Origin of the sequence: Luteimonas soli, assembly GCF_042648865.1 — a bacterium.
GTDB lineage: Bacteria > Pseudomonadota > Gammaproteobacteria > Xanthomonadales > Xanthomonadaceae > Luteimonas > Luteimonas soli.
Genome location: NZ_JBHRYA010000007.1, coordinates 807,526 through 825,004 on the forward strand (window position 1 = coordinate 807,526; position 17,479 = coordinate 825,004).

The 17,479-nt window shown below is 68.1% G+C and carries 13 protein-coding genes, 2 rRNA genes and 1 other RNA gene (1 of these 16 cut by a window edge); 5 read left to right on the forward strand and 11 right to left on the reverse strand.

Annotated features, from left to right (window positions below; genetic code table 11):
- Positions 1 to 1,603: ribosomal RNA gene (locus tag ACFONC_RS10985) — 23S ribosomal RNA — on the forward strand (it extends 1,275 nt beyond the left edge of the window).
- 177 nt (positions 1,604 to 1,780) lie between these two features.
- Positions 1,781 to 1,894 (forward strand): 5S ribosomal RNA (gene rrf, locus ACFONC_RS10990).
- Positions 1,895 to 2,099: 205 nt separating this feature from the next.
- On the opposite strand, the gene rpiA is transcribed toward rrf, so the two are convergent.
- From rpiA to ACFONC_RS11025, 7 genes are all read right to left on the reverse strand, one after another.
- On the reverse strand, positions 2,100 to 2,747 hold the full coding sequence (gene rpiA, locus ACFONC_RS10995; RefSeq protein ID WP_386744005.1) for a ribose-5-phosphate isomerase RpiA: 648 nt from the start codon (positions 2,745 to 2,747) through the stop codon (positions 2,100 to 2,102).
- Positions 2,748 to 2,772: 25 nt separating this feature from the next.
- On the reverse strand, positions 2,773 to 3,252 hold the full coding sequence (locus ACFONC_RS11000) for an EVE domain-containing protein (RefSeq protein WP_386744006.1): 480 nt from the start codon (positions 3,250 to 3,252) through the stop codon (positions 2,773 to 2,775).
- Positions 3,249 to 3,854, reverse strand: a complete 606-nt coding sequence (locus ACFONC_RS11005) for a 5-formyltetrahydrofolate cyclo-ligase (RefSeq protein WP_386744007.1) — start codon at positions 3,852 to 3,854, stop codon at positions 3,249 to 3,251. The genes ACFONC_RS11000 and ACFONC_RS11005 overlap by 4 nt, the downstream gene beginning before the upstream one ends.
- A gap of 69 nt (positions 3,855 to 3,923) precedes the next feature.
- A non-coding RNA gene (ssrS, locus tag ACFONC_RS11010) (6S RNA) lies at positions 3,924 to 4,109 on the reverse strand.
- A gap of 99 nt (positions 4,110 to 4,208) precedes the next feature.
- The gene (locus ACFONC_RS11015; RefSeq protein WP_386744008.1) at positions 4,209 to 4,502 is read right to left on the reverse strand and encodes a cell division protein ZapA; all 294 of its coding nucleotides are present in this window, start codon (positions 4,500 to 4,502) and stop codon (positions 4,209 to 4,211) included.
- On the reverse strand, positions 4,499 to 4,720 hold the full coding sequence (locus tag ACFONC_RS11020; protein ID WP_386744010.1) for a TIGR02449 family protein: 222 nt from the start codon (positions 4,718 to 4,720) through the stop codon (positions 4,499 to 4,501). Before ACFONC_RS11020 ends, ACFONC_RS11015 begins: the two co-directional genes overlap by 4 nt.
- A gap of 31 nt (positions 4,721 to 4,751) precedes the next feature.
- Positions 4,752 to 6,959: a putative bifunctional diguanylate cyclase/phosphodiesterase gene (locus tag ACFONC_RS11025; protein WP_386744012.1), complete on the reverse strand. Its 2,208-nt coding sequence runs from the start codon at positions 6,957 to 6,959 to the stop codon at positions 4,752 to 4,754.
- A 123-nt stretch (positions 6,960 to 7,082) separates the two neighbouring features.
- On the opposite strand from ACFONC_RS11025, the gene ACFONC_RS11030 reads away from it, so the two are divergent.
- Both ACFONC_RS11030 and ACFONC_RS11035 read left to right on the forward strand, forming a co-directional pair.
- Positions 7,083 to 7,628, forward strand: a complete 546-nt coding sequence (locus tag ACFONC_RS11030) for a UPF0149 family protein (RefSeq protein WP_386744014.1) — start codon at positions 7,083 to 7,085, stop codon at positions 7,626 to 7,628.
- 40 nt (positions 7,629 to 7,668) lie between these two features.
- Entirely contained in the window at positions 7,669 to 8,994 is a 1,326-nt protein-coding gene (locus ACFONC_RS11035; RefSeq protein ID WP_386744016.1) for an aminopeptidase P N-terminal domain-containing protein, read from the forward strand.
- A gap of 223 nt (positions 8,995 to 9,217) precedes the next feature.
- Here the strand turns inward: ACFONC_RS11035 and pepQ are convergent, their stop codons facing one another.
- Complete coding sequence (gene pepQ / locus ACFONC_RS11040; protein WP_386744017.1) at positions 9,218 to 10,552, reverse strand: Xaa-Pro dipeptidase; 1,335 nt, start codon at positions 10,550 to 10,552, stop codon at positions 9,218 to 9,220.
- Positions 10,553 to 10,564: 12 nt separating this feature from the next.
- Between pepQ and ACFONC_RS11045 the strand changes: the two genes are divergently transcribed.
- A complete protein-coding gene (locus ACFONC_RS11045) occupies positions 10,565 to 13,276 on the forward strand; it encodes a bifunctional diguanylate cyclase/phosphodiesterase (RefSeq protein ID WP_386744018.1) in 2,712 nt (903 codons plus the stop codon).
- 87 nt (positions 13,277 to 13,363) lie between these two features.
- Here ACFONC_RS11045 and ACFONC_RS11050 read toward each other — a convergent pair whose 3' ends face one another.
- The 3 genes from ACFONC_RS11050 to hemW all read right to left on the reverse strand — a co-directional run bounded on the left by ACFONC_RS11050 (position 13,364) and on the right by hemW (position 17,394).
- Positions 13,364 to 13,714, reverse strand: coding sequence for a PilZ domain-containing protein (locus tag ACFONC_RS11050; protein ID WP_386744020.1), 351 nt, complete (start codon positions 13,712 to 13,714; stop codon positions 13,364 to 13,366).
- On the reverse strand, positions 13,711 to 16,107 hold the full coding sequence (locus tag ACFONC_RS11055) for a DUF1631 domain-containing protein (protein WP_386744022.1): 2,397 nt from the start codon (positions 16,105 to 16,107) through the stop codon (positions 13,711 to 13,713). The genes ACFONC_RS11050 and ACFONC_RS11055 overlap by 4 nt, the downstream gene beginning before the upstream one ends.
- 123 nt (positions 16,108 to 16,230) lie before the next feature.
- Complete coding sequence (hemW, locus tag ACFONC_RS11060; protein ID WP_386744024.1) at positions 16,231 to 17,394, reverse strand: radical SAM family heme chaperone HemW; 1,164 nt, start codon at positions 17,392 to 17,394, stop codon at positions 16,231 to 16,233.
- Positions 17,395 to 17,479 lie beyond the last annotated feature (85 nt).

Consider the following 17,479-nt stretch of genomic DNA (forward strand, 5'->3'; position numbering starts at 1 on the left):
CCGAAAGCCCAAGGTTTCCTTGCGCAACGTTAATCGACGCAGGGTGAGTCGGCCCCTAAGGCGAGGCAGAAATGCGTAGTCGATGGGAAGCAGGTTAATATTCCTGCACCTCGCACAAGTGCGATGGAGGGACGGAGAAGGTTAGGTCTACCGGGCGTTGGTTGTCCCGGGGAAAGGCGGTAGGAATGGATCTCTGGCAAATCCGGGATCCTTTATTCCGAGCACCGAGACGAGCTCATTAGAGCGAAGTGACTGATACCACGCTTCCAGGAAAAGCTCCTAAGCTTCAGCTTGTGCAGACCGTACCGTAAACCGACACAGGTGGGTAGGATGAGAATTCTCAGGCGCTTGAGAGAACTCGGGTGAAGGAACTAGGCAACATGGCACCGTAACTTCGGGAGAAGGTGCGCCCTTTCTGGTGGCTACATGCGTAGCTGAGCTGGGAGGGGCCGCAGTGACCAGGCCGCTGCGACTGTTTATCAAAAACACAGCACTCTGCAAACACGAAAGTGGACGTATAGGGTGTGACGCCTGCCCGGTGCCGGAAGGTTAATTGATGGGGTCAGCCGCAAGGCGAAGCTCTTGATCGAAGCCCCGGTAAACGGCGGCCGTAACTATAACGGTCCTAAGGTAGCGAAATTCCTTGTCGGGTAAGTTCCGACCTGCACGAATGGCGTAACGACAGCGGCGCTGTCTCCACCCGAGACTCAGTGAAATTGAAATCGCTGTGAAGATGCAGCGTTCCCGTGGCAAGACGGAAAGACCCCGTGAACCTTTACTATAGCTTCACACTGAACGTTGAGTTCGTCTGTGTAGGATAGGTGGGAGGCTGTGAAACCCTGGCGCTAGCTGGGGTGGAGCCATCCTTGAAATACCACCCTGTCGTGCTTGACGTTCTAACCTGGGCCCGTAATCCGGGTCGGGGACCGTGTGTGGTGGGTAGTTTGACTGGGGCGGTCTCCTCCCAAAGAGTAACGGAGGAGCTCGAAGGTACGCTCAGCGCGGTCGGACATCGCGCACTGTGTGCAAAGGCATAAGCGTGCTTGACTGCAAGATCGACGGATCAAGCAGGTACGAAAGTAGGACTTAGTGATCCGGTGGTTCTGTATGGAAGGGCCATCGCTCAACGGATAAAAGGTACTCCGGGGATAACAGGCTGATACCGCCCAAGAGTTCATATCGACGGCGGTGTTTGGCACCTCGATGTCGGCTCATCACATCCTGGGGCTGTAGTCGGTCCCAAGGGTATGGCTGTTCGCCATTTAAAGTGGTACGCGAGCTGGGTTCAGAACGTCGTGAGACAGTTCGGTCCCTATCTGCCATGGGCGTTGGAGATTTGAGAGGGGCTGCTCCTAGTACGAGAGGACCGGAGTGGACGAATCTCTGGTGTTCCGGTTGTCACGCCAGTGGCATTGCCGGGTAGCTATATTCGGAAGCGATAACCGCTGAAAGCATCTAAGCGGGAAGCGCGCCTCAAGATGAGATCTCCCGGGGCACAAGCCCCCTGAAGGAACCATCAAGACCAGGTGGTTGATAGGCAGGGTGTGTAAGCGCAGCAATGCGTTGAGCTAACCTGTACTAATGATCCGTGTGGCTTGACCATATAACCTCAAGTGGCCTTGGACTCGACGGCACGTCGATGTTCGAAGCAAACAGTTTCGCTACGTCCCAACTTATTCGCCGACGGCAGGCCGCTTCATGGGCTTGTTCCGAGGCAACCAACGAGAGCGTGTGCGCGTTTATCGGCCAATCCACCGGCTGCGCGACCCTCCACCCTCTCCCTGGTGACAATAGCTGCGTGGAACCACCCGATCCCATCCCGAACTCGGAAGTGAAACGCGCACGCGCCGATGGTAGTGTGCACCTAGCATGCGAGAGTAGGTCATTGCCAGGGTCTTTACCCCGAAACCCCACAGCCTTGGCTGTGGGGTTTCTTTTTGGTTTCTTCGCGTGATTTCGGGGCGGTCTTGCTCGAGCGCTTGCTACGCAGCCGTGGACCAGGGTCACGGGCTTGCGAACACAAGGATCCCGCCTTTCCCCAGGCCCAACCACTTTCGGAAGCCGGGATTCCCGGACGAGGGGCCGCGCTGGATTTGCGGTCAGAGCACGACCGGCGGCTCGCCGCCCACGATGACCACGTCCGCGGGACGTCGTGCGAACAGGCCGACGCTGACGACACCGGGGATCTGGTTGAGCTCGCGTTCGAGCACCAGCGGCTCGGTGATGGACAGGCCGTGCACGTCGAGGATCCAGTTGCCGTTGTCGGTCTGCACGCCTTCGCGCCAGACCGGCTGCGCACCGGTAGCGGCCACGATCGCGCGCGCGACCAGGCTGCGGGCCATCGGGATGACTTCGATCGGCAACGGGAACCTGCCCAGGACATCGACCCGCTTGCTTGGATCGATGATGCAGACGAACTTGTCGCTGGCCTCGGCAATGATCTTCTCGCGCGTGAGCGCCGCGCCGCCGCCCTTGATCAGGCACTTGTGCGGGTCGCATTCGTCGGCGCCGTCGACGTAGAGCGCCAGCCGGCCCGCGTTGTTGGGGTCGATCACCTCGATGCCGTGGCCGCGGAGCCGAGCGCTGCTCTGCTCGGAGCTTGAAACAGCCCCTTCGATCCTGTGTCGCATGCGCGCCAGGGCGTCGATGAAATAGGCCACCGTGGAGCCGGTGCCGACGCCGACGATCATCCCGTCCTCGACGAATTCGATGGCTTTCTCGGCGGCGAGTCGCTTGGCTTCGGTCATGGTGTTCGGGATTGGGGGTTGAGGGCTACTTCTTGCCTTCCAGCGCCAGCAGCAGCTTCCATTGCTTCGCGGTCACCGGCAGCACCGACAGGCGCGAGCCCTTGCGGGTCAGGGCGAAATCCTCGCCCAGCGCATCGGCATGGCCTCGGATCGTGTCCAGCGGAATTGGCGCGTCCAGCTTGCGCACGAAACCGACGTCGACCAGGAACCAGCGCGGCTGTTCCTGCGTCGCCTTGGCATCGTGGTACTTGGACTTTTTCTGGAACTGGGTCGGGTCCGGATAGGCGGTGCTGGCGACCTCGGCGATCCCGTAGATGCCCGGTACGTCGCAGTTGGAGTGGTAGAACAGGACACCGTCGCCAACCTGCATGTCGTCGCGCATGGAGTTGCGCGCCTGGTAGTTGCGCACGCCGGTCCAGGGCTCGGTGCCGACGCGCTGCAGGTCGTCGATCGAGAAATCCGTCGGTTCGGATTTCATCAGCCAGTAGCGTTTGCGTGGGCTCATTCGGTGTCGGGCGGTGCGGGAAAGACTCGTTGTTCGGTGCAGACCGCGTCCATGCGCACGTCCCAGGATTGGGCTGCGATCGCGTCGACCTGCTGGGCGGCGAAGGCTGCACCCACCAGCCAGGGCGGCGCGGCACGTTCCCGCCGGAACGCGAAGCTGCGATCGTACCAGCCCGCTCCCATGCCGAGGCGATGGCACCGTGCATCGAACGCGACCAGCGGGGCGACGACGAGCGCCATGTCCTCCGCGGCAAGCAGGCCGTCGGGTGTGATATCGGGCTCGGGAATGCCGTACCGGTTCGACAGCAGCGCGCCGCCGGGGCGCCACGGTGCGAAGCGCAGGCGATCCTCGTGCAGGACGGGCAGGCAATAAACGAGCGACGGCGGCAGGAGCAGCTGCCAGGCGTGCAGCCCGATCTCGCCGTCGATCGCCCAATAGCCGGCGACATGGCCGCGGTCGGGCATGAAGGGCAGCGACAACAACTGGTCGGCGAGGCGTTCGGCCGCGGAAATGCGCTGGCTGGCCGGCGTGGTCCGCCGCTGCTCGCGGATGGAGTGGCGCAATGCCTTTGCGTCAGCGGCGGCTTTTGCGTCCGCGTTCATGCGGGCATCGGCGCACTCGCGGCGCCACCGCTTGGCCGCGCGCAAGGCCGCGCGCGGGCGCAGGAAAATACGTCCTCCACCATGTCGATGCGTGCCAAACGACCTTGAACCCGGGGTTCAAGTGGGAGCGTCGGGAATCCTTCGGGCTTACCGCTGCGAGGCGGGCTTGCACACCCGGTTTCCACTGCGCCCCCGTGGTCGTCATTAAGGGACAAGGCGCATGTTTGTGCACGCCGTCGATCACGGCAGAGAACGCGGGAAGAGTATAGCGCGAGGCGACCGGTACCCGGTTCCGTTCGTCGGCCGGCATTCATGGTGGGCGTGGACGCATGCCGCGCGAAACGGCCGCCGCACTCAGGCATCGAACAGCGCATCGAGCTTGCGCTGCAGCTCGCCCACCGTGCTCGCCAGCTCGCGGTCGCGGCGCTCGGACTGTTCGCGCAGCTGCTGCAGTTCGTGTGCGAAGTTCAGCGCGGCCAGCACCGCGACCCGGTCGACCGCGGCCATGCGGTTGGCGCCGCGCACCTCGCGCATGCGGGTGTCGAGCAGCTTGGCCGCCGTCATCAGGCTGTCGCGTTCGTCCGGCTCGACGCCGACGGTGTACTCGCGGTCGAGGACGCGGATGCTGGCCGGTTCGCTGGCGCTCACGTGTGCTGCTCCAATGACTTGAGCCGGGCGATCATCGCCTCGACGCGCGAGCGCGCCTGCTCGTTCTTCGCCAGCAGTTGCGAGCGCTCGCCGGCCAGCTGTTCGTGCTGTTGGCGCAGGCTGCGGTTCTCTTCGGCCAGCCGGCGTGTGCGTTCGGCGAGCGCGTCGAAGCGGTCGGCGAGCGCGCGCAGCTGTTCGATCACGTCCGGGCTGTCCATGTCGGCAAGATAGGCACGCGGCGGGGGGCGGTCAAGGCGTGGTCGCAGTCGCGCCGGCACGGGCCGGGCCCCACTGGCGGATGAAGGCCAGGCAGGCGTGCGCGTCCAGCGGCCGCGATAGCCAGAATCCCTGGATCTCGTCGCAGCCCTGGGCGCGCAGGAACTGCAGCTGCGCCTGCGTCTCGACGCCCTCGGCGACGACGTTCAGCCCCAGCGAGTGGGCCATGGTGATGACCGTGCTGGTGATCGCCGCGTCGTCCGGATCGCGCGATAGGTCGCCGATGAACTCCTTGTCGATCTTGATCGTGGTGATCGGCAGCCGCTTGAGGTAGGCGAGCGAGGAATAACCCGTGCCGAAGTCGTCGATCGCCAGCGATACGCCGATCTCGCGGAACGCCTGCAGCTTGCCGGCCGTCTGCGCCGCGTTGGCCATCAGCACGCTTTCGGTCAGCTCCAGCTCCAGCGCGCTGGCCGGAACGCCGGTGTCGGCGAGGATGCGTTGCACGACCTCGGGGAAGTTGCCGCGCAACAGCTGCAGCACCGACATGTTGACGGCGATGTTCAGGTTCGCGAGGCCGTGCTGGCGCCAGCGGTGCAGGGTGAGGCAGGCTTCGCGCAGCACCCATTCGCCGATTTCCAGGATCTGGCCGCTCTCCTCGGCCAGCGGGATGAATTCGCTGGGCGGGATCTCGCCGTGCTCTTCGCTGGTCCAGCGCAGCAGCGCCTCGACCCCGGTGATGCGCGAAGGCTGCAGCGCCAGCCGCGGCTGGTAGGCCAGGTGCAGTTCGCCGCGGTCGATCACCTTGCGCAGCGCGCCGGAGATGGTGGCGCGCTGCCGGACCGACACGTCCATCGCGTCGTCGTAGCGGGTGAAGGTGCGGCGGCCGGCGGCCTTGGCCTGGTACATCGCGGTGTCGGCCTGCTTGAGCAGTTCGGTCGGGACCTGGCCGTGGTCGGGGTAGACGCTGATGCCGATCGAGGGCGAGATCGAGACTTCCTGGCGCTCGTCGATGATCAGCGGCGCTTCGAAAGCCATGATGATCTCGCGCGCGACCTTGTCCGCGTCGGCCAGGCTCTCCAGGTTTTCGAGTACCACCGTGAACTCGTCGCCGCTGAGCCGGGCGACGGTATGGTGCTGGCCGACGGTTTGCTGCAGGCGCACCGCCGCCGAGCGCAGGATCCGGTCGCCGGCGGCGTGGCCGAGCGAGTCGTTGATGTCCTTGAAGCGATCCAGGTCGAGGAACAGCACCGCGACGCGGTTGTTCTCGCGCCGGGCGCGCACGATCGCCCGCGACAGGCGTTCGGACAGCAGGGTCCGGTTGGGCAGGTTGGTCAGGGTGTCGAAGTTGGCGAGGTAGCGCAGTTCCTGCTCGGCGCGCTTTTGCTGGGTGATGTCGCTGAGCACGGCGACGTACAGCGGCGGCTCGCCTTCGGCCTCCTGCACGACGCTGGTCTCGATCGCGCAGAGGAACTCCTCGCCGTCCTTGCGCCGCTGCCACATCTCGCCGGAGAAACGCCCCTGGCGCGCGGCGATCTCGCGGACGTGGCGATAGAACGCGGGGTCGTGCTGCGGGCTGTCGAGCAGGTCCGCGCCGCGGCCGGCGATTTCCTCGTCCGCGTATCCGGTCATGCGGGTGAACGCGGGATTGACCGAGACGAATCCGAAATCATGGTCGAGGACGGCGACCGCCTCGTTCATGTTGCGCAGCACGGCGCTGGCGATCCGTCGCTCGCGTTCGACGTGGCGGTCGCTGGTGATGTTGAGCGCGGTACCGGCCAGGCGCAGCACGTTTCCTGCAGCGTCGCGCGACACCGCGCGCCCGCGTGCGCGGATCCAGACCCATTCGCCGAGGTTGTCGAGCACGCGGTGTTCGGAACGGAACATCGGCGTTGTCCCTTCGAGGTACTGGCGCAGGCGGTCGCGTGCCAGCGGCAGGTCGTCGGGGTGCACCACCTGCGAGATCTCGACCGGTCCGGCGAGCCTGGGGAACCCGTCGTCCTGGGCGATTTTTTCATCCGGCTGGAACCGGCGCAGCTTGCCGCTGGCCAGGTCGTAGTCCCAGTAGTGTTCGCCGGTGGCCCACAGCGCCAGCTTCAACCGTGCTTCGCGGTCGCGCAGCTTGGCCACGTAGTCCCGCTCGCTGCGTCGCCGCAGCGCCACGAGGGTCGCCAGCGCGGCGACCAGCGCCAGCACCAGGACGATGAACCCCAGCAGGAGCAGGTCGGCATGATCGGTCAAGACGAAAGCCCTCTGCCGCCTCCCCGCGGCTCGCCGCAGTGTAATCCAGATGCGGGCGCGCAGTGCCCGCGGCCGGGGCGGTGGCGTTGCTACACTTGGGACCCCCGAACCCGGATGCATGCCTTGTCCCCGGAACTGCCTTCCCTGCGCGAAATCGACGACGCCAGCCGCAGCCTCGGGCTGGGCGTGGATGCGCCGGAACTGCATGGCGCGCTGTGCGGATGGCTCGCCGGCGGCGGCAGCGACGGCCCCGACTGGCTCGGCAAACTGCTCGTCGACGCGGAGCTGCCGGCGATCGTCGAAGGCAGTGCGCTCGACCGCATGGCCAGGGCCAGTGCCGCGCAGCTCGAGGATCACAGCTTCGAGTTCGCACTGCTGCTGCCCGACGACGATGCAGGCCTGGCCGAACGCAGCGGCGCGCTGTTCGAATGGTGCCGCGGCTTCCTCGGTGCGTTCGGCCTGGCCGCCGGCAAGGACCCGCCGCTGTCGGACGAAAGCCGCGAGGCGCTGGCCGACATCGCCCGGCTCGCCGCCGCCTCGCCGCAGGACGATGGCGACGAGGAGGACGAGCAGGCGCTCGCCGAGATCGAGGAATTCGTGCGCGTGGCGACCCTGCTGCTGCACGGCGACTGCGCGCTGGGCCCGCGACACCGCAAGAACCTCAACTGACCGGCGCGTGGCCGGTTCGAACCCGACAATCCGGACGACGATGGCCAACAATCCAGTGATACCCCGGACCCAGCATGCGCGGCGGCGCAAGCAGTTGATGCGCATGGCCGGGAACGACGCGATCCTGATCCTGCCCGCTGCGCCCGAGCGCGTGCGCAGCCGCGACACCCACTATCCGTACCGGCAGGATTCCGACCTGCTGTACCTGGCCGGCTTTCCCGAACCCGAAGCGGTGCTGGTGCTCGTGCCCGGGCGCAAGCACGGGGAAAACCTGCTGTTCTGCCGCGAACGCGACCCCGCGCGCGAAGCCTGGGACGGGCCGCGCACCGGCCCGGAAGGCGCCGTCGACGCCTACGGCATGGACGACGCCTACCCGATCGACGACATCGACGAAATCCTGCCCGGCCTGCTGGAGGGCCGCACGCGGGTGTACTACCACTTCGGCCGCGACACCGACTTCGACCTGAAGCTGATCGGCTGGCTCAACCGCGTGCGCGCGCAGGTGCGTCGTGGTGCCGAGCCGCCGCACGAGTTCCTGGAGCTGGGGCACCTGCTCGACGAGATGCGGCTGTTCAAGTCGCGCGACGAGTTGAAGCTGATGCGCAAGGCCGCCCAGGTCACCGTGCTCGCGCACCAGGCGGCGATGCGCGCCGCGCGCCCGGGCGTGCGCGAATATGAGCTGCAGGCCGAGATCGAGCGGGTGTTCCGCGCCCACGACGGTTATCCGGCCTACGGCAGCATTGTCGGTGCCGGCGCCAACGGCTGCGTGCTGCACTACATCGCCAACTCTGCGAAGGCGAAGGACGGCGACCTGGTGCTGGTCGACGCCGGCGCCGAGATCGGCGGCTACGCGGCCGACATCACCCGCACCTTCCCGGTCAACGGCCGCTTCAGCAAGGAGCAGCGCGCGCTGCACGACCTGGTCGGCGCCGCGCAGGCCGCCGCGCTGGCGCAGGCGCGTCCGGGCGTGCCCTACGAGGCCGGCCACGACGCCGTGGTCGAGACCCTGACCGAAGGCCTGCTCCAGTTCGGCCTGCTCAAGGGCAAGCTCGAAAAGAACATCGCCGACGGCAGCTACAAGCGCTTCTACCTGCACAAGACCGGCCACTGGATCGGCCTGGATGTGCACGACGTGGGTGATTACCGCATCGACGGGCAGTCGCGGCTGCTCGAGCCGGGCATGGCGTTCACGATCGAGCCCGGTTTGTACATCCCGCCGGATGACAAGTCGGTGGCGGCGAAGTGGCGTGGCATCGGCATCCGCACCGAGGATGACATTGTGATCACCAAGGATGGCCACGAAGTGCTGACCGAAGGGCTGGCGCGCAGTGCCGATGAGATCGAGGAATTCATGGCAGCGCGCTAGGCGCGGCTTTTGCCTGGTCCTTCTCCCATCCGGGGGATGCACGATCAAGTCGACCATGCCGTACCCGATGGGGTCGTTGTGTCCTGGCGGTCGGGAGCCGCTTTCCCTCGGCAGGACATCCATGTCTTGACCCGGGCGCGCGCCATCCATGGCGCGCTTGTCGCTCATCCCCTCAGCCAACCCTCTCCCGCAAACGGGAAGAGGGCGGTGCGCGCGTGGGCGCTCAGCCCAGGTTGGCGAACTCTTCGCGCGTCAGGTTCACCGGCTCGCCGTCCGTGCACACGACGTCGTCCTCGATGCGGACGCCGCCATACGGGCGGAAGGCATCGATGCGCGACCAGTCGATGGCGTCGGCGTGGCCGTCCTGTTTCAGCTTCTCGAGCAGCATGTCGATCACGTAGATGCCCGGCTCGATGGTCACCACCATGCCCGGCTCCAGCACGCGGGTCAGGCGAAGGAACGGGTGGCCTTCGGGCGGCTCGATCCGGCCGCCGGTGTCGGAGGCGGCGAAGCCGGCGACATCGTGGACCTGCAGGCCGATCCCATGGCCCAGGCCGTGCGGGAAGAACGCCGCGCTGATGCCCCGGGCCAATGCGTCCCCGGGCGATACCTTGAGCACGCCGAAATCCTTCAGCACCGTCGCCAGCGCCAGGTGCGCGTCGATGTGCAGCTGCTTGTAGTCGGCGCCGGCGCGGACCTGCGCGCACATCTTCTGCTGCGCGGCGTCGACTGCGTCGACCAGCGCCTGGAACTCGTCGCCGGTGTCGGCCGAGTAGGTGCGGGTGATGTCGGCCGCGTAGCCGCCGTGGCTGGCGCCGGCGTCGATCAGGAAGCTGCGTACCGGTTTCGGCGGCAGGCGGCCGAGTTCGGTGTAGTGCAGGACCGCGCCGTGCTCGTTGAGCGCGACGATGTTGCCGTAGGGCAGCTCGGTGCTGTCTTGCCCGGCGGCCTGGCAGTAGGCCAGGTGGATGCCGAACTCGCTGGCGCCGGCACGGAAGGCGCGCTCGGCGGCGCGGTGCGCGCGCACGCCGCGGCGCGTGGCCTCGCGCATCATCGCGATCTCGTACGGCGTCTTGTACGCGCGGTGGTATTCGAGATAGTCGACAGCGGCTGGCGGGTTGTTGGGCTTGAACGCGCCGTACTGGCCCAGCGCGCTCTGCGGCTCGCCGAGGATCGCGCAGCGGCTGGCGTTCTTGGGCAGGTGCTGCTGCGCCTCGTCGGCGCTGCGGATCACCACCACCTCGAAGTGGTCGACCCAGTACCCGGCCGGCGCATCGGGCACGACGTGCCAGTAATCGTGCGGCTGCAGGTACACCAGGCGCGGCTTGTTGCCCGGCGTGTACACCAGCCAGCTGCCGGGATTGCGGGTCAGCGGCAGCCAGGCCTTGAACTGCGGGTTGACCGCGTAGGGATAGTCGCGATCGTCGAACAGCTGGTAGTGCACGGTGCCGCTGGGTACGACGAGATGGTCGAGGCTGGCGCGCTCCAGGGCGGCATCGGCGCGGTCTTTCAGCACTTCCAGGTGCGCGGCATATAGGATTGCGGGGTCTGCGTTCATCAACGGGGCACGATGGAGAGGTCCGCGCATTTTGCCGCAAGCACACGGTCGCTGCAGGACGACGGTGTCCAGGCGCAGTCGCTGCTGCTCGGCCTGCCGGCCTGGGTATTCGCGCTGGCAGGGCTGCTGGCGGGCCTGCTGGCGACCGCCGCGGTGCTGCTGCTCGAACGCGACAGCCTCCAGGCGGCGGCGCAGCTGCAGGATTCACAGGTGGCGCGGCGCAGCGTGGCGCAGGTGGAGCGGCAGCTCGAGACCAGCGGCCTGCTGCTGCGCGCGTTGCAGTCGTCGTTCATGGTCGGTGGCGACATCGACCAGCAACAGTTCGCGGGCGTGCACGACAACCTGCATGCGCAGGAGGTGCTTCCAAGCCTGGTGGCGATGGTGTTCGCGCGTCGCAGCGAGCCCGGACACCCCGGCGGGCCGCCGGGATATCGCTACGAGAACGTCGTGCCGCTGGCCGGCAATCGCAGCCTGGTCGGTTTCGACATGGCCGCGCAGGAGGCCAATCTGCGGGCGCTGCTGCGCGCCCGCGACATCGATCGCCCGGTGATGACCGCCGCCTTCCCGCTGCGCCAGCCGGTCGACGATGCGCGCGACGCGATGGGTATGGTCGTGCGGCTTCCGGTCTACAGTCGCGGATCGCGCCCGTCGAATGTCGCCCAGCGCCGTGCGCGCGAGATCGGCGCGCTGGGCATCAGCATGCGCGTGCGGCCAATGCTGCTTGCCGCGTTGCCGCCGGACGCACTGCATCGCTACCGAGTGGAAGTGCTCGACACCACCGGTGAAACGACCATGACCCTGTACGACTCCGGCGGCGATGTCGCGCCCGGTGCCGCGGTCCATGGCGGCGAGGTTTCCTTTGGCGAGCGCCGCTGGAAGGTGCAGCTGCAGCCGCGCGACAGCGGCTACGATGCCGGCCTGCTGTGGCTGATGGGTGCCACCGGCACCGTCGCCAGCCTGCTGCTGGCGCTGCTGCTGTGGTCGGCGGCGACCATGCGCCGGCGCGCGGTGACGCTGGGCCGGCAGCTGGCCCAGCGCTATCGCGAGAGCGAGGAACGCTTCCGCACCCTCAACGACCTGCTGCCGGCGCTGGTGCTGATGGCGCAGGCCGATGACGGTCGCATCGTCTACGCCAACGAGGCCGCCGCCGCGCGCCTGGGCGAGAACGTGGCCGACGGCGCGACCCTGGCGTCGCTGTTCGAGGATCCGGCGCAGCAGCGCGCGCTGGCCGCGCCGGTCGGAGACGTGCGCTGGAGCAACGTGGATGCGCCGCTGCGCACGCTCGGCAACGATCGGTTCTGGGCGTCGACCTCGATCAGCAAGGTGCAGCTGGGTGGCCTGGACAAGCTGCTGGTGGTGGCCAGCGATGTGTCCGAGCAGCGCCAGCTCACCGAGCTGCTGGGCTACCAGGCCACGCACGACGCGCTGACCGGCCTGTGCAACCGGCGCGAGTTCGAGCGCAGCGTGCGCCGCGAGCTGGAGGCCGTGGCGCGGGGCGGCCCGCAGGCGGCGCTGCTGTACATCGACCTGGACCAGTTCAAGCTGATCAACGACACCTCGGGCCACCTTGCAGGCGACCAGTTGCTGAGCCAGCTGGCGCTGGCGCTGGCCGAGCACCTGCGCGGCGACGACATCCTCGCGCGGCTGGGCGGCGACGAGTTCGGCGTGCTCGCGCGCGACGTGGATTTCGAAGGCGTGCAGCTGCTGGCCGAGCGCCTGCGCACGCGCATCGAGGGATTGATCTACATCTGGGAGCAGCGTTCGTACACGATCAGCGCCAGCATCGGCGTGGTGATGATCGACCGCCCGGGCCTGACCCTGGAAGACGTGTTCGCCCATGCCGACGCCGCCTGCTACATGGCCAAGGACCACGGCCGCAACCGCATCCATTTCTACTCCGCGCAGGACGACGAGACGGTGCGCCGCCGCGGCGAGATGGAGTGGGCCAACCGACTGCGCTGGGTGATCGACGAGGGCCGGCTGCTGCTGGACTACCAGGAGGTCCGTCCGCTGCAGGGCCAGCCCGCGGATGAGCCGTACGTCGAACTGCTGATCCGGCTGCGCGACGAGGAGGGGCGCGTGGTGCCGCCGGGCGCCTTCCTGCCCGCGGCCGAGCGCTACGGGATGATGCCGGTGCTGGACCGCTGGGTGATCGGCGAGGCGATCGCGAACTTCGACCGCCTCCATGCCAGCGGGCGCGCGCCGGGGCGCTGTTCGCTCAACCTCGCCGCGTCGACGCTCGACGACGACGGCCTGGCCGAATACGTGCTCGACCTGATCGACCGGCACGGCGTGGCGCCGTCGCGGCTGTGCTTCGAGATCACCGAGACCGAGGCGGTACGCAACCTGGCGCGCGCAGTGCGGGTGATGGAGCGGCTGCGCGCGGTTGGTTGCCGGGTTGCGCTCGACGACTTCGGCGCCGGCATGTCGTCGTTCGGCTATCTCAAGAACCTGCCCGTGGACGTGATCAAGATCGACGGCAGCTTCATCCGCGAGCTCGAGCACGACGCGATGAGCCGCTCGATCGTCGATGCCATCACGCAGATCGGCCACCAGCGCGGCCTGGAGGTGGTGGCCGAGTGGGTAGCCACTGCACGCGTGGTTGAACTGCTGCGCGAACTGGGCGTCGACTACGGGCAGGGGTATGCGCTGCACCGACCCGAGCGCGTGCTATACCAGCGGGGCGGGAGCGGGGAATGGAAGGTCGTCGATAGCCTGCCGTGACGTGGGCCGGGCCTGCGTGCCGGCACCTGCGCTGCAGGACTCCAGTTGCGGAGAAGCCATCGGGCGGTGCCCCGACGCGTGCAGCGCTTACTCGTAATGCCCGCCGGGTGCCTCGATCCACTTCTGCAGGTTGACCAGGCACTCCGGAGCGACGGCGATGAAGCGCAGGCCGATCCAGGCCTGGCCCGGGGCGCTGGCGCGGTCCATCCACAGCAGGTGGGCGCCGACCTCGACGGTCTCCGGCTGCGCCTTGTCGCCGGGCAGCGCGAACTGCAGCTGGTAGAGCGCGTCGTCGACCAGGGTTTCGTTGGCGATCAGCAGCATGCCGCTTTCGGACAGGTTGCCGATGCGGCCGACCACGCGTTCGGTCATCGCGTCGGTGACCAGGATGGTGTCGGCGGCCTTGCGGCGGCGTGCGCGGCGGAATTCGTTGATCATTTCGGCTCCAGCAGCGCCGGCTCGTCGCCGCGGCCGGCGAAGCTGCGCAGCGCGCTGACCGCGGCCTGCCAGGCGCGGTCGACCAGGCGCCCGCGCTCGGCGGTGACGATGCGCGCCTGCCCGGCGGCGACCATGCGCGCGAGGCTGTCGATCGAGTGCTCGCCCACGCGCTGGCCGCGCTGGTTCACGAACAGGGCGTTGTCGGTGACCGGGCTGAACCACGACAGGCGGCGGCGCACCAGGTCGCCCTGCTGGTTGATGACGAACTCGATCCAGGTGCCGAACGGCATCACCCGCAGCTGTTCGTAGCGCGCCTGCTCTTCCGGCGTCCGCGGCGGCAGCTTCGGGCGCCTGGCCTTGGCCGGGTCTTCGCCCAGTCGTGCGCGCGCCTTGAGCTTGATGGCCAGCTCGGTGCGGGAAGCCGGATCGTCCTCGTCGTCGGGGATGCGGCTGGTCAGGCGCTGTGCGATCACCCCGGCTTCGTCGGCGTGGTAGCCCACCTGGCCCAGCGCTTCGGCGACATGGGTGGTCAGCGCGGGATCGGCGGGCGCGTCTTCGTTGCAGCAGGCAGCGACGATGCGCTGCGTGGCCTCGACCTGCGTGCGCCACTGGTCGGAGCCTTCGCCCTGACGCAGCAGGGTCAGGGTGAGCACGTCCGCCCAGGCCTGGTTGAGCAGGGCGCGGACGAACTTGGCCAGGCGCTGGTCGCCGATGATCGCATCGAGCGTCTGCGTGGCGCGCAGCTTGGCGACCTCGAGCTTTTCCTTGCCGCGCGCGGCCTCGACGTGCCGGCGTTCGAGCAGTTCGGCCTTGCGGACCTGCTCCTGCAGGTGGGTCTCGAGCTTGCCGTTGCTGGCGTCGAACACTGCGTCGTCGCCGTCGTAGTTCTCGACCACATGGGTGACGGCCTGCTGCAGCGGCAGCAGCATCTGCGGGTCGTAGTCGTCCTTGTCCAGCCATTTGGCGGCCGACTCGGCGACGGTGTTGAGCAGCCGTCGCGCAGGGTGGTGGCCGCGGACGAAGAACGCGCGGTCCTGCAGCGCGACGCGCAACAGCGGCAGCTGCAGGCGGCGGATCAGCGCGGCGCCGGGCGCGTCCGAGCGGATCTCCTCCTCGATCTGCCCGTACAGCATCGAGATCAGTTCGAAGGTGTCGTTGTCCTTCTGCGACAGCGCCGCGCCCTGGCCGCGCTGCTGCCGCGCCTGCGCCAGCAGCGTCTGCTTGATGTCCTGCAGGCTGCTGCCCGTGTTCGGCGAGGACGGCCGGTTCTGCAGCTCGCCCAGCGCCTGGAACACGTCCCGGGTGCTCAGTTCCTGGCGCGGACCGGTGGGCTGGTGCGGGCGCAGCTTGCCGATCAGCGCATGGCGCCCGGCCATCAGCTGCTGCAGCATCGCCAGGGAGGCCTGTTCGTCCTCGCCGTCCGGATCGTCCCAGGATTCGCCCATCCAGGCGGTGTGCGGGCGCGGCTGGCCGGGAGGTGCACGCGTGCTGGCCGGCGTGGCCGCTGCGCGACGGTCGTTCGCGTGGCCGTCGCGAGGTGGCGATGTGCCACCGCCACCGCCACCGCTGCTACCACCGCCATCCCCGCTTCCAGCGTTGGCGGTCCTCGCCGTGCGACCGTCGCCCGTGGTCCCGGCCCCCGGCTTGCCGCCGGTTTCCTGCCCGCCCTGGGCCGTGGCGCGCGCGCGCACCGGGACGAAGGTCAGGCCCGGCAGCACGCCGGCGGCGTCCATTGCCTCGTCCAGTCGTTCGAGGACGCGCGAGTAGCCGGCCATCACCTGGCGATCGAAGATCCGGTACAGCAGCAGGCGCGCCTCGTAGGGCACCTGCAGCGTCTGGCTGGCGTCGCGCATGGCGCGGCACAGCGCGCGCGGACCCAGCGGGATGCGCTCGGCGTCGAAGGCCGGGCTGCCGGCCAGCACGCCGAAGCGCTGGCCCAGCAGGTGCAGCGGCAGCGCCGCGCGGGATTCCTGGCGGGTGGCGACCTCGCGCAGCACCGCGCCTTCGTCCATCACCTCGTCCTCGACCAGGCTCAGGTTCTGGAAGCGCACGCGATTGGCCGCTTCGGATTCCTCGGGCGGCGGTTGCGCGGTGCGGATCGCCGCGACCCCGGCTTCGAGTTCGAGCATGAAGCGCGGGATCAGGTCGGCGCGGTTCATGCGCAGCGTGCGCAGCGTCTGCATGTAGTTCGACTCGACGCCGGGCGTGCGCGCCAGGTCGGCAAGCCGGAACAGCTCCTGTTCGAACTCCTTGAGCATCGTGCCGAGGCTGTCGTCCAGCTCGACCGAAACCAGCGAGAGCGCCTGTTCGAGTGCCTTGCGCACGCGACGGGGCAAGCCTGCGGCGGCGAGCGTGCGCGGCGTGGCGTCGTTCGGTGGTGTCGAAGCGGACATGGATTCGATTGTGCTCCCCCGCATGCTTCTTAGCACGCCGGCGGCGGCGGGGCCAGCATACGGATTCCGAACGGGCATTCGGCCAGCGACTGGCGACCGGGCCCGGCGCCGGCGCCAGTGGCCTCAGGCATCGAGGAACAGCGCGATCACGTCGTTGCCGAAACGGCGTCCCAGCGCGGTTGGCCGCACGTGGTCGCCGTCGGTCTCCAGCCAGCCGTTCGCCCGGGCCCGTTCGAGCGGCGCGGCGATCGTCGTGCGTGACAGGCCGGTGCGCGCCTCGAACCGCGCCAGCGTGAATCCTTCCACCAGGCGCAGCGCGTTGAGCATGTATTCGAACGGCCGGCGCGCCGGTTCGATGCGCTCGTCGCCGCCGATCGCCTGCGCGGTCCCGGCCACGGCCAGGTATGCCGTCGGGTGCTTGTGCTTCCAGCGCCGCACGATTGCCTGCTCGGCGCCAAGCGTGAGCTTGCCGTGCGCGCCCGCGCCGATGCCGAGGTAGTCGCCGAAGCGCCAGTAGTTGAGGTTGTGCGCGCACTGCATGCCGGGCCGCGCGTAGGCGCTGACCTCGTATTGCGTGTAGCCGGCGTCGGCGAGCAGCGCCTGGCAGCGTTCCTGCATGTCCCAGGCCGCGTCCTCGTCGGGGATGCCTGATGGTGGCCTGGCGGCGAAGACCGTGTTGGGTTCGAGCGTGAGCTGGTAGTGCGAGACGTGCGCCGGCTGCAGCGCCAGCGCGCGCTCGATGTCGCGTTCGGCCATCGCCAGCGTCTGGCCGGGCAGGGCGTACATCAGGTCGAGGTTGAAGTTGTCGTAGCCGGCGTCGCGCGCGAGCTTCACCGCGGCATCGGCCTCGGCGCTGTCGTGGATGCGGCCCAGGCGCTGCAGCACGGCGTCATCGAAGGTCTGCACGCCGAAGCTCAGCCGGTTCACGCCGGCCGCGCGGTAGTGCTCGAAGCGGCCGTGCTCGGCGGTGCCCGGGTTGGTTTCCAGCGTCACCTCCAGCCCTGGCGCGAAGCGCAGCCGCGCGCTGGCGCCCTGCAGGAACGCATCGATCGCCTCGGCGGGGAACAGGCTCGGCGTTCCGCCGCCGAAGAACACGCTGTGCACGGTGCGGCCCCAGGCCAGCGGCAGGTCGTGGTCCAGGTCCGCCAGCAGCGCCTCGACGTACTGCGCGAACGGCGGCGTGCCACCGGCGCCGCGGAACTCGTGCGAGTTGAAGTCGCAGTACGGACACTTGCGCACGCACCAGGGCAGGTGGACGTAGAGCGACAGCGGCGGCGGGGTGAGCATGGCAGGCATTGTAGGAGCGGCGGAAGCCGCGAGCTTTGCTCCCTCCCCTGCCTTCGCAGGGGAGGGTCGGGGAGGGGTGCCGTTG

Bases quoted from the DNA above. Each gene is read 5' to 3' on its own strand.
- rpiA (WP_386744005.1), bottom strand. From the start codon at position 2,747: ATGACCGAAGCCAAGCGACTCGCCGCCGAGAAAGCCATCGAATTCGTC.
- ACFONC_RS11000 (WP_386744006.1), bottom strand. From the start codon at position 3,252: ATGAGCCCACGCAAACGCTACTGGCTGATGAAATCCGAACCGACGGAT.
- ACFONC_RS11005 (WP_386744007.1), bottom strand. From the start codon at position 3,854: ATGAACGCGGACGCAAAAGCCGCCGCTGACGCAAAGGCATTGCGCCAC.
- ACFONC_RS11020 (WP_386744010.1), bottom strand. From the start codon at position 4,720: ATGGACAGCCCGGACGTGATCGAACAGCTGCGCGCGCTCGCCGACCGC.
- ACFONC_RS11035 (WP_386744016.1), top strand. From the start codon at position 7,669: ATGGCCAACAATCCAGTGATACCCCGGACCCAGCATGCGCGGCGGCGC.
- pepQ (WP_386744017.1), bottom strand. From the start codon at position 10,552: ATGAACGCAGACCCCGCAATCCTATATGCCGCGCACCTGGAAGTGCTG.
- ACFONC_RS11045 (WP_386744018.1), top strand. From the start codon at position 10,565: ATGGAGAGGTCCGCGCATTTTGCCGCAAGCACACGGTCGCTGCAGGAC.
- ACFONC_RS11050 (WP_386744020.1), bottom strand. From the start codon at position 13,714: ATGATCAACGAATTCCGCCGCGCACGCCGCCGCAAGGCCGCCGACACC.
- ACFONC_RS11055 (WP_386744022.1), bottom strand. From the start codon at position 16,107: ATGTCCGCTTCGACACCACCGAACGACGCCACGCCGCGCACGCTCGCC.
- hemW (WP_386744024.1), bottom strand. From the start codon at position 17,394: ATGCTCACCCCGCCGCCGCTGTCGCTCTACGTCCACCTGCCCTGGTGC.